Source organism: Chroococcidiopsis sp. CCNUC1 (assembly GCF_023546805.1).
Taxonomy (GTDB): Bacteria; Cyanobacteriota; Cyanobacteriia; order Cyanobacteriales; family Chroococcidiopsidaceae; genus Chroococcidiopsis; species Chroococcidiopsis thermalis.
On record NZ_CP097480.1, the window covers coordinates 560024 to 572365 of the forward strand.

The following is a 12342-nucleotide window of genomic DNA, read 5'->3' on the forward strand; positions in this document are numbered from 1 at the left end:
TTTTTAAACGAGATAACGACGATCTGTAGAGGCGCACAGTTGTGCGCCTCTACACAAGTTATGCGTCCCTACAAATTGCGCGCCCCTATAGATATGTTTTGCATCCTTTTCCTACCGATCCTCACGGACGATTTCTAGGTACAACTAGAGGACTAGAGGGAATCGTACCACTTACGGCTCAAAACCAGCATTAACTAGTCGTGAATTTTTAGCCGGAAATTTTAAATCGTAAATTTTAGCTCGTAAAGTTTACGAACCTTGGCAGGAGGTAGGTGGATTATATCTGCGTGTAGTAGCTAAGGGTGCAGTCGTTAGAATCACCTTGCCATCGCGATCGAATTGCCAGGATGTGGCTTCCTGAATAGGTTCTACAGGAGTTGTTGTCCGATCTGCCTTGGAGATAGTTGGCTCTACTGCGGCACGGTTTTGAGTTTCCGGCGTTTGCAAACTTGCCCAATCTGTGAGGAGAGCGTCAGGACTGAGTTTATCTCCAGGGGAAGGAGGTAAACCGCCGCGTCCGGTGACAGCAAATCGATTCTCTACTCCCGAAGGACACCCGGCTGCGACTAATGTGGAAGCATCGACCAATCCCGTAGGTAGTTCTACAATATCGCGACTGGGATCGATATCGGCAGCATTGAAAGTAACAGTGCCGCTAAGAGAGGGATTAGTTTGAGAAATGGCTGTAATATCGTTACTGGGCAGGCGACTGGGATCTAGCTGTGTCGGATCGTCACTCCCCAACAAAGCTTGGAGTTCTTGACGTGTAAGTTGCGTGAATCCAAAGATGCTATCGGTTGTAATATCGACTCTACCACCACTGCCAAGAAAAGCATTAGCAGTAATATCGTTATTACCATTAGAGTTAGCAATGATGAGGGGAGAGTCAATTGTAATATTGCCCCCATCGCCAGGTTGTTGATTCGTACCTGCTGTAGTTGAGATTTGACTGTTGTTGCGTAGTCGTAATTCTTTACTAGCCCGCAGTCGAATATTTCCCCCGTCACCTGAAGTGGTGATAGCAAAAATGTTGCCTCGATCGAGGTTGAGCGATCGCACATCTACATCGATATTACCTGCACTACCCCGCACCGCGTTGCTGGTATTCAATTGAGCGCCATTAGTTAAAGAGAGCGATCGCCCCCGAATCCGAATATCTCCACCTTGGCGATCGCCTGACAGCTCTGAAGTTCCCGAAACACTACTGAAAACACTACTGGGAAGGTTATTGGTTCCCACACCATCCAAAACAATAGCATCGCGAGCATCAATCGTGACGTTGCCAGCGTTGCCTTGACCGAGAGAGCTAGCAGAGACAATACCACCATTAGTTAAGGATATAGAGCCAGCTGCTACATTGACGTTGCCACCATTCCCTACAGCTTGCTGTTGAACGGCGCTGAACACCCCACTACTAAATCCTCTATTACTCGTTCCATCAATGGAGAGGAGATCGCGGACATCAAGCGTGACGCTACCAGCATCTCCTTGACTAAAGGTGCTAGCAGAGATATTGGCTCCGTTTTTTAACGACAAAGAGCCAGTTGTGACGCTGACATTGCCACCTTTGCCTACGCCTCCTTCCAAATTGCTGAAGATCCCGCCACCAAACAAAGGTCCTGTACCATCGAGATTAGTATCATTTTTCACATTAATTGCAATGTTACCTGCGTCTCCCTCACCCCCAGAGTTAGCATTGACTTGAGCGCCATCAATGATGGATAGCGATCCAGCACTCAAGTTCACATCACCCCCTCTGCCTTTGCCAGTCGCTTCTACGGTGCTAAAAATGCCACTTCTGAAGTTTGGATTGACCTCGCTTACCCCAACAAAGTTGACAGCATCACTCACATCGATCTCTACATTACCTGCATTGCCCTGCCCCGAGGTACTAGTCGTGAATTGAGCGCCATTAGTCAAAGAGAGCGATCGCGCTTTGAGTTTGATATCGCCACCTCTACGCCCGCTTTCTAGCTCAGATGTTTGATCCAACACGCTTAAGACTGAACTAGGTAAGCCATTAGAACCTACTCCATCAAAAGAAACGCGATCGCCAGCCGTAATTGCGATATTACCTGCACTACCTCCACCAGCAGAAATAGCCTGCAATATCGAACCGCCACTAGCAGAAATACCCTCGGTGGTATTGACTTCTATATTGCCAGCATTACCTTTTTGTCTAACTGAAGTCGCTATTTGCGTTCCATTTATTAACGACAGCGATCGCCCATTAATGCGAATGTTGCCACCGACGCGATCGCTTTGTACCTGTGGAATCTCGCCTAAAGTAGAGTTATTCGGCAAGTCTGATGGTAGAGCTAAAATGCTTGCTACTGCACCCCCATCAAAAGAAATGCGATCGCCAGCCGTAATTGTGACGTTCCCAGCATTTCCCTGACTGTAGGAAGCAGCCTGCAACACCGAGCCTCCACTCACAGAAATATCTCCCGCGATCTCAATTTGGATATTTCCCGCATTCCCTCTACCAAGAGTTGAAGTAGCTATCAGCCCCCCGTTGGAAAGGGACAGCGAGCCTGCACGTACGCTAATATCAGCACCATTGCCAGTACCGGATGGTGCTACAGCGCTCAGTAATCCACCACTAGCTCCGTTAATAGACACTCGATCTCTGGCTTGGATATCTACCCTACCAGCATTACCCTGTCCGTTGGTAATAGAACCAATCTGAGCATTACCGATAATATTTAAAGAACCTGTGGCGATCGAGATATTACCAGCATTTCCCAAGCCGAATGTTGAGTTTTGGATACCGCTACTAGAAGTTGAGGAACTCGTGCCGTCTACGGTGACTGTATCTCTAGCATTAATTTCTATATTTCCTGCTTGAGAGTCAACTGTCCCTTGAAATATTCCAGTCACCAAGCTACTTCTATCTGAAATACTTAGGTTACGAGCATTGACGCTCATGCTACCACCATTGCTAGCAACTGTTCTCACATTGGCTGCGTTTGTTAGCGATATGTCTGATAGGGTTAAATCTGTAGGAAAGCTGAAGCGGAAACCACTGAGATCGGGGTTAATTCCTACCACGCCTGGGGCAGCAACTGCACCTAATTCTACTCGTCCACCCGCAGCAGTTAAGTCCCCACCTTCCAAGCTGACATTGCCACCAATTAGTCCTATGGTTCTCCCAGGCTGTACCTGTAAACCAAAAGTACTAGCACGATTGACGATATTCCCTGGATTCGTACCGAATTGCAAACCCAAAGGAACGCTGACGGTGAGTAGCGGCGCACCCGTACCTGGTGTAGCACTGAACTGCGTGCCATCAGCAAAATTAATACTTCTAGCTGTCGTGGCAATGAAGGAACCACCGACTATGAGTCTGGCATTTTCACCAAAAATAATCCCATTGGGATTGAGTAGGAATAAATTCGCCGTGCCTCTTGCGGCTAAAATTCCGTCAATCTCAGATCTGGAGCCACCCGTAACTCTGGTGAGAATATTTTGAATATTGGCTCCGTTATCAAATAAAGCTGCTCGTCCATTGGGGATGGAAAATTGCTCGAAGCTATGAAATAAATTACTTCCCCGCGTGGCTCCACCAGAGATTGTATCTATACCATCTGGGCTGGAGTTGACTATGGAATTATCTACACCTAGAGTATTATCAGGTCTAAGTTGGCTATCCGGTGGAACTTGAGCCAGCGCAGTACTCCCAAACGCTGTACTTCCTATCACCACGCTAACTAGTCCTAGTCGCACTACCTCACGCCAAAAAATTCGCGTCATTTCTCCCCTCCTCGCTCATTCTGCTTGTACTTTTTTTGACAAGTAACTCAGTATCCAAGGCTACACTGCCTAAAGTGATATTGCCAGAAAAGTCATCTGTCTGTGATTAAGAATGCTTGCAGGGGTGTAGAGAAGCGCAAACGTTGCGATCGCATTATTTTTATCTACAGTAATTCGCAATCGCATATATAACGCTGGTAGGGGCGCACATCTGTGCGCCCCTACAGTCTGTGTATTTCATCCAATTGAAAGCCGCAGATCCCCCTAGCCCCCCTTTCCAAGGGGGGGAACAAAAGTAGTATCTTTAGTAGGATGGAAAAGTATTCTATGTGGTACTACTAAGTGGCTACAGAAAAAATTTCCATCTCTCTCTCCTCATCTTTGATGAGATTTATTGAAACTTACAAAAACACGCATCAGCATAAATCCCGCTCTCAGGTAATTGAAACAGCTTTGCAGTTGTTACAGCAGCAGGAGTTAGAAGCAGCTTATCGCGAAGCAAACCAGGAAATCGATCCTGATTGGGAAGTGACTGTTGCTGATGGTCTTGCCGATGAAACGTGGTGAGATTTATTGCGCTAATCTTAACCCTACAATTGGTTCTGAAATCAGCAAGCGCCGCCCCGTACTAATTGTTAGTAATAATGCGAATAATCGGGCTGCTGATATGGTTACAGTACTGCCAATTACATCAAATGTAAGTCGCATTTACCCGTTTGAAGTGAAGCTAGAACCAAAAGATAGCGGTTTGACAAAATCGTCTAAAGTTCAAGCACAACAAATTCGTACCATCTCAAAACAGCGTCTTGACGGTGAATGCATTGGTTGCTTAAGCAAAGAAATGATGGCATTAGTAGATAACGCCATCAAGCTACATCTTCAGCTTTGATTTAGGAACTAGGGCAGGAAGTTAGTGTTTCCTTTAAATGACTTGGTGATGTGGTATCGCCGCTAGTGAGAATGATCGCGCCATTGCGATCGTATTGCCAGGATGTGGCTTCAGTTATGGTTTCTACGGGGGGTGTAGGTGTAGTATTAGTTGCTACTGGGGTAGTTGTTGCTACTGCGGCACGGTTTTCGGTTTCCGGTGTTTGCAGGGTTGCCCAATCGGTGAGGAGGGCATCAGAACTGAGTTTATCTCCCGGTGCGGGGGGTAATCCGCCACGTCCGGCGACGGTGAAGCGATTTTCGGCTCCAGATGGGCATCCTGCTGCGACTAAAGAGGAAGCATCGACTAGTCCTGTTGGTAGTTCCACAATATCGCGGCTGGGGTCGATGTAGTCAGCATTGAAGCTAACATTGCCACTGAAGGAAGGATTATTGAGGGAAATTGCAGCAACATCATTGTCAGCCAAGCTACCCAAAAACTCCTGAAGTTGTAGTGTTGTAGGAGTAGCAGTTCCAAATCGCCTTTGGAGTTCTGGCTGAAGTTCTTCACCAGTGCGTTGTTTCAGTCCAAAAATGCTTTGAGCATTAATCTTTATTTCACCGCCCTCACCATCGAAAGCATTAGCAAAGATATCGTTATTACCTCGAAATTCTGCAATGACTAAGGGAGAATTGATTGTAATGTTGCCACCATTCCCACTGCCAGTTGAGGTAGAAATAAGACTATCGTTACGTAGCCTAACACTTTTACTAGCTTGCAATCGGATATCCCCACTATTGCCTGATGTGGATTCAGCAAAGATACCACCACTATCAAGGTCAAGGGTGCGAACGTCTACAACAATGTCGCCTCCATCTCCTCGACCAACAGCACTCGCAGAAATAATACCACCATCCATGAGAGACAAATATTTAGCTTTGAGGCTAATGTTTCCTCCTCTACCCCTGCCTTGTTCTCCTATAGCACTGTAAACTCCGCTTGCAAATACTCCATCTGAAAATTCACCCACCCCCTCGAAGAGAATATTATCACTGACATCAACATAAATGTTCCCTGCATTCCCTTGACCAAAGTTAGTTACACTTAATACACCACCATTGGTTAAAGTTAGCGAGTGCGCTTTAAGATCGATTGTGCCGCTGTTTCCCTCTGCGTCAGGACTCGCAGCACTGAAGATCGAACTGCTATTTGACAGCGAAATAGAATCATCGACTCGCAAAAAGATGTTGCCCGCATTTCCTGTTCCAAAGGTACTAGCGCTCATCTGCGCACCATTGTCTATTGATAGCGATCGCGCTTTGATGGTGATATCGCCTCCTCTGCGATCGCTTGTTTCCTGGAATATTTGTTCTACACTGCTGGCTATGACGCTATTTGTATCAAGAGAAATTTCACCATCAGCAGTGATGGTTATGTTGCCTGCATTTCCTGCACTAAAGGAGGCAGCGCGAATAATTGAGCTACCAGTAATAGAAGCGGATTCGTCAGAATTGGTGACATCAATTTGAATATTGCCTGCATTGCCTTGCCCAAAGGTTGAAGCTTCTATTTTGCCTTGGTTGGTCACGGCGAGCGATCGCGCTTTGATATTAATATTGCCACTTGCGAGATCGCCTTGAGAATCTGGAAGTCCTACATAGCTGAATATTGCACTAGAAAAAGTTTCTTCTCCATTAGATGTCCGCACAGTCCGAACTCCATCAATTGAGACGCGATCGCTTGCGGTGATTGTTACATTTCCTGCAACTCCTTGGTCGCCTGTACTGCTGGCAGAAATAAGTCCACCGTTTGTAAGGAATAAAGAGCCATTTCTGATATTAATTCTGACATCACCACCCTTGCCCACACCGTTATCTTCGACGTTACTGAAGACTCCGCTTGCAAATTGTGGACCTGTCCCACTAATTTCAATTTGCTCATTGACATCAATCGTCACGTTACCTGCATCTCCCCTACCTATAGAGGTGGCATTGACTTGAGCACCATCTGCTATGGATAGGGTTCCACTATTTAGACTGATGTCACCTCCCTCTCCTACACCAATGTTTTCTACCGAACTGAAGACTCCACTTTTGTCATTAGCCACACCAGTAAAAATGGCTGCTCCACCAACATCAATCTTTATGTTGCCTGCATTTCCAGTACCGAAAGTATTTGTACGCAACTGAGCGCCATTACTCAAATAAAGAGTTCCTGCTTTAACATCAATATCACCACTCCTACCTTTTGCTCCAGGTTCTACCGTGGTAGAAACAGCACTGGAAAACCTACCGTTGCTGCCGCTAGCATTAAACAAATTGCGCACATCAATGTTTACCTTTCCACCACTGCCCTCTGCGCCACCTAACTCATCAGATGCACCACGGAGAATGGCTTGAATTTGAGCACCATCAGTTAGGCTCAGAGAGTCCGCCTCTATATTAATAGTGCCACCATTGCCTATTGCTCCAGCCTCTACATTACTGAGAACTCCGCTAGTAAATCCGTTACTCACCCCAGAAAAAGTAATGTTACTGGCATTGATAGTAATATTGCCAGCATTTCCCTGTGCAAAGGTGTTACTACTTAGCTGTGCGCCGCCAGTCAACTCAAGCGTTCCAGCTGTAACGTTTAGATCTCCGCTGTCGCCGATAGCTCTACTTTCCACTGAATTAGTGATTAAGCTCCCATCAGCAAGAGCAATCCTTCCTGTTGCATTGATATCGATGTTTCCCGCCTTGCTATCAGGCGAACCCAACCCTGAGCGTATTCCAGCCAACATCTGACTCCCTTGAGCAAGACTTAGGTTTTGAGAGTTTGTGGCAATACTACCGCCACCTCCAGCCCTTGTATCAACCAAAGCTAGTCGTGGCGGCGATACTGATGCATCTGTTGTCAGCGATATGTCTCCTAAAACTAAATTTGTAGGAAAACTGAAGCGGAAACCACTGAGATCGGGGTTAATTCCTACCACTCCGGGAGCGGCAACTGCACCTAGCTCTATTCGTCCGCCTCTAGCAGTTAACCGTCCGCCTTCCAAATTAACGTTACCGCCAATCAATCCTAAAGTTTTCCCAGCACCTACCTGCAAACCTACGCCGCTAGCACGGTTGACAATCTCCCCTGCACCAGCACCAAACTGCAAACCCAAGGGAACGCTGACAGTGAGTAATGGCGCACCTGTACCAGGAGTAGCACTAAACTGCGTCCCATCGGCGAAGTTGATACTGCTACCCGTAGTAGCAATAAACGAACCACCAACATCCAATCTGGCATTCTGACCGAAAACAATCCCATTGGGATTGAGCAAAAATAAGTTAGCTGCTCCGTTGGCTCGAATCAAACCATCAATATTAGATATGGAGCCACCCGTAACCCTACTAAGAATATTTTGAATATCTAGAGCATTGTTAAAAATAGCTGCTCCATTGGTAGGCACAGAAAACCGATCAAAACTGTGGAATAAATTCCCACCCTGCCTAGTTCCACCAGTAATTGTCTGCTCACTGCCTACACCGCTGACAGCAGAACCGACAGTATTGTCTGGAACAACTTGAGCCAGCGCAGTACTCCCAAACGTAACAGTACCCCCAAATGCGTTAGCGAAGCTTAACGAAGTTATCGCCCAAGCCAAACCTAGCCGCACGCACCAGCGCCCAGAAACTGAAGATATTTGCAAATACATCTCTGCTATATAAATATTTAGGTTAATACCGATGACAGATGCCAAACCACCAATAACTATAAAATAGTCGCCATAACAAAATAAAGCCCTGAAATCTGGAGAAATTGCGATCGCGCCATTTCCCCACACCACCAGCACAAAAATGTGCTATTCATCACATTTCCCGAAGACATACACCATCTTCAGGAAAAATTCCACATGATTTTGTAGTATTTACAATAAATGAACGAACCGAACTTTCAATTGGGGGAAAGCCGTATTATAAGAATACTTAAATCAACTTCCTCCTAATTGAAGTGCGATCGCGTCGTTTGCTACCCTCTGGCTTAGTTGAATTTCTATCCAGAAAAGCTAATCGGTATAAAAAATATCTGTCTACGGAGAACTGCAATGAAGATTAAACCGTGGCTGAAGTACGTAATCCCGATCTTGGCAATTGGTTGTTTTGCCCCTGTAGTCCCTGCAACGACGCAGGCTGCACCCGCTAAAGCAGTCCAAAACGCCCAGTCCGACTACGATAACTTCATGCGACAAGGCTATCTTGCCACTGCTCAAAGAGACTATGAAACAGCTCTAGTCAATTTTCGCAAGGCTCTCAACCTCCGGCAAGGAAACCCCTACGCTACTAAAGCAATTAACAACATCAGTAGCTATCTTTCGCAGCGCGGCGAAGCGACAATTTCCTTCGTACCCCCGGAGTGGGGCGCGCCAGGAAACCGTGTCGGTGGTGCAACGCGGGGCTGTTTTAGTGGCAAACAAGCACTCACAGCTTTAGTTCCAAATACTAATACGGGAACGACGATCGCCGCTCAACCGACCTTATCGTTCTACGTACCTGCAAATAAAGCCGAACAGCTAGAATTAGTCTTACTCAACGATAAACAAAAGATCCTGCACAAATCTATTGTTGCTTCGCCAAAAACTTCAGGGATTGTCAGCGTCAACATGGCTAAAATGCCAGGTGCGCCATCTCTAGAGACGGGGAAAAACTATCAATGGTATTTCTCCATGATCTGCGATCCAAAAGACCGTTCGGCAGACGTAGTTGTAGACGGCTGGATTCAACGAGTTGAAGCCGATCCGATTCTGCAAAGCGAAATTCAAAAAGCTAAACCGAGCGATCGCGTCTCTTTATATGCTGCAAATGGCATTTGGTACGATACTGTAGCGGCAATGGTGGCAAGCCGTCAATCAACACCCAATAATTCAACCGTATCCCGAGAATGGTCGGATTTACTCAAATCTGTAGGATTGGGTGCAGTTGCTCAGGCTCCAATTGTATTGCTGAACTAAGATTCGTTCAACTCACTCGCTCGAACAAAGCAAGTATGCCCCTTGTCCCTACAGCGCCCCATGATTACGATAATTATGGACGTGCTTAGGGAATTCTTGCTAATGGTCAGTTGTCAGTGACTAGTGACTAGTGACTGGTGGCTAGACCGGAACAAGAATCTAGCTACTAGCCACCAACCACTAGCCACTCTCTAATGACCAACGACAGTCATAACGCCAGATATGATAAATCAATATAAATATGCGCTTATTATTCAAAGCTTCTCAATCAAGTCGTCTACGTAAAATTACAGAGGCGATACCGCCCATATTAGTTGCTAGCGCAGCCGTCTGTGGCTTGGTTATTGGCGTGCGTCACTTAGGACGGCTAGAAGGACTGGAGCTAAACTATTTCGATCGCTTCGTTCAACTGCACCCTGACGAAGGTTCCGATCCGCGCTTGCTGGTGGTTGCAGTCACGCAAGACGATATTCAAGCACTGGATCGCTGGCCCGCATCCGATCGCACCATAGACCAGCTTTTACAAAAACTCAAACAGTATCGCCCTCGCATCATCGGCTTAGATATTTATCGCGATTTACCCGTAGAACCAGGTAACGCAGAACTCACCGCGCGCTTGCAGGTCAACGATAACATTGTCGCGGTGTGTAAAGTGGGAGACGATAAGGGTTTGGGAGTCGCACCACCGACAGTAGTGCCTAAAACTCGTTTGGGATTTAGCGATTTAGTCCTAGACCGAGATGGGGTAGTCCGGCGGGGTTTGCTGTTCATGACCCCAGAAAAAACCTCTAAGTGTCCTGCTACGACCTCCTTTAGCTTGCAACTAGCGCTAAAATACCTCAGCCAACAAGGTGTGCGAGCGCAACTAACTCCAGATAAGAATTTAAAGATCGGCACGGCAACTTTTCCCGCGATCGCCAGTAATAGTAGTGGTTATCAAAATGTTGATGCGAGAGGATATCAAGTCTTAATCAATTATCGCTCCCCCACTGCCGTCGCTCGCCAGGTATCGCTCAGTGACGTTCTCTCTGATTCCATTAACCCTAGCTGGGTGGAAGATAAAATCGTTCTCGTCGGCGTAACGGCGACGGAGATCAAAGATTATTTTTATACACCTTACGACCTCAGCCAGCAGCCGGAAACGAAAGGAAAAATGGCAGGCGTACTCGTCCACGCGCAGATTTTAAGCCAACTGCTGAGTACGACATTAGATGGGCGATCGCTATTTTGGTATTGGTCGGAAACCACAGAAATTCTCTGGATTTGGGCGTGGTCTCTATTAGGTGGGGCGATCGCCTGGTACGTGCGTCCCTCCTGGCTGCTGGGAGTCATTGGGGCAAGTGCTTTACTAGGATTGGGTAGTATTTGTTTTGTCTTATTTCTCCAAAAAGGCTGGATTCCCCTCGTCCCTCCAGCACTTGGTTTAGTGGGAACAAGTGGGGCGATCGTGGCTTATCAAGCCTACTTTAAAGCGCGTCCAAGTGGAGCAAAAACAAACAATTCTGCGGAACAATCCTTTTCATCACCCACCACAGCCGCAGGCACTCAATCAACTCGAACCATATTAAAGGAACGATACCAAATTGTGCGCAATATCGGTGCGGGTGGGTTCGGTCATACTTTTCTCGCCGAAGATACTCAACGTCCGGGTAAACCTTATTGCGTTGTCAAGCAGCTGATTCCATCCAGCGATGAGAGATATATGCAACTGGCGCGGCGCTTGTTTCAGTCTGAAGCAGAAGCTTTAGAAATATTGGGAAGCTTCGATCGCATTCCTCAATTGCTAGCTTACTTCGAGCAAGATCGACAATTCTATTTAGTAGAAGAATTCATCCAAGGACACCCCTTGAGTGAAGAATTGGTTCCAGGTAAACGCTTATCTGAAACTGAAGTTGTAGCACTTTTAAAAGATGTTCTACTCGTCCTCGACTTTATTCATCAGCGCAGCGTCATTCATCGAGATATTAAACCCAGCAATATTATTAGAAGACAATCGGATAATAGTTTAGTTTTAGTTGATTTCGGTTCCGTCAAACAATTGCAAACTCAAATCACGATGGCGCAGGAAAAATACACCGTGGCGATCGGTACAATGGGATATGCTGCGCCAGAACAGTTTTTTGGTAAACCTGTATTTAGCAGTGACATTTACGCCCTCGGTACAATTGGCATTCAAGCTGTAACCGGAATTCCCCCAACAGAATTAGACGAAGATCCCACAACCCATGAGGTAATTTGGCGACACCACGTCCCTGCAATCAATGATACGCTAGCAGCTATTTTAAATAAAATGGTGCGTTATTATCCCAGCAATCGATTTCAATCAGCAACCGCAGTCCTAAGAGCATTGGAAAGCGTTTATATATATTAAAGTCAAACGCTAAAAGTTAAAAGTCAAAATATTGGCATCGCGCGGCATGTGTTCCATCAGACGCGATGTATCGACAACAGTTTTACTGCAATAGTAGCGTTTCAACATCTACGTCCAACGCTGCTGCTAGCTGCACCAATTCATCTGCATAAGCAGGCGATACATATGTTACCTCTGACGTAGCACCCACCGCACCACCGACGATCGCGTTTAGTTCTGTCTCTTCTAGTTCGCTCAAATAGTCGAACTTGTCTAATCGATTTAAAAATTCATTCTTTTCCGAAAGATTCATAACTCCTCCGGTTTATTCAATTAAGTATGTTTGAGTCTAGGATGAACCAACGTTATTTGTCAATAATTATAGCTAAATAT

Annotated in this window: 8 protein-coding genes; 5 read left to right on the plus strand and 3 right to left on the minus strand. The window is 46.2% G+C overall.

Annotated elements, in window-relative coordinates; all coding sequences use genetic code 11:
• The first annotated feature begins 41 nt into the window (after positions 1-41).
• The gene (locus tag M5J74_RS02635) at positions 42-194 is read left to right on the plus strand and encodes a hypothetical protein (protein WP_158265834.1); all 153 of its coding nucleotides are present in this window, start codon (positions 42-44) and stop codon (positions 192-194) included.
• Positions 195-249: 55 nt separating this feature from the next.
• Here the strand turns inward: M5J74_RS02635 and M5J74_RS02640 are convergent, their stop codons facing one another.
• Positions 250-3753 (minus strand): filamentous hemagglutinin N-terminal domain-containing protein, encoded by a 3504-nt coding sequence (locus M5J74_RS02640; protein ID WP_250015243.1) that lies wholly within the window; start codon positions 3751-3753, stop codon positions 250-252.
• A 342-nt stretch (positions 3754-4095) separates the two neighbouring features.
• Here M5J74_RS02640 and M5J74_RS02645 point away from each other — a divergent pair, with 342 nt between their 5' ends.
• The gene (locus M5J74_RS02645) at positions 4096-4320 is read left to right on the plus strand and encodes a CopG family transcriptional regulator (protein WP_250015250.1); all 225 of its coding nucleotides are present in this window, start codon (positions 4096-4098) and stop codon (positions 4318-4320) included.
• On the plus strand, positions 4307-4642 hold the full coding sequence (locus M5J74_RS02650; RefSeq protein ID WP_371934106.1) for a type II toxin-antitoxin system PemK/MazF family toxin: 336 nt from the start codon (positions 4307-4309) through the stop codon (positions 4640-4642). The genes M5J74_RS02645 and M5J74_RS02650 overlap by 14 nt, the downstream gene beginning before the upstream one ends.
• A gap of 1 nt (position 4643) precedes the next feature.
• Here the strand turns inward: M5J74_RS02650 and M5J74_RS02655 are convergent, their stop codons facing one another.
• Entirely contained in the window at positions 4644-8444 is a 3801-nt protein-coding gene (locus M5J74_RS02655; protein ID WP_250015252.1) for a filamentous hemagglutinin N-terminal domain-containing protein, read from the minus strand.
• Between the two features lie 252 nt (positions 8445-8696).
• On the opposite strand from M5J74_RS02655, the gene M5J74_RS02660 reads away from it, so the two are divergent.
• Both M5J74_RS02660 and M5J74_RS02665 read left to right on the plus strand, forming a co-directional pair.
• Positions 8697-9599, plus strand: coding sequence for a DUF928 domain-containing protein (locus M5J74_RS02660; protein WP_015152584.1), 903 nt, complete (start codon positions 8697-8699; stop codon positions 9597-9599).
• A gap of 241 nt (positions 9600-9840) precedes the next feature.
• Complete coding sequence (locus M5J74_RS02665) at positions 9841-11970, plus strand: CHASE2 domain-containing serine/threonine-protein kinase (RefSeq protein WP_106166407.1); 2130 nt, start codon at positions 9841-9843, stop codon at positions 11968-11970.
• A gap of 82 nt (positions 11971-12052) precedes the next feature.
• Here M5J74_RS02665 and M5J74_RS02670 read toward each other — a convergent pair whose 3' ends face one another.
• Positions 12053-12262 carry a hypothetical protein gene (locus M5J74_RS02670; protein ID WP_015152586.1) on the minus strand — a complete coding sequence of 70 codons (210 nt, stop codon included), beginning with the start codon at positions 12260-12262 and terminating at the stop codon, positions 12053-12055.
• Between the last annotated feature and the right edge of the window lie 80 nt (positions 12263-12342).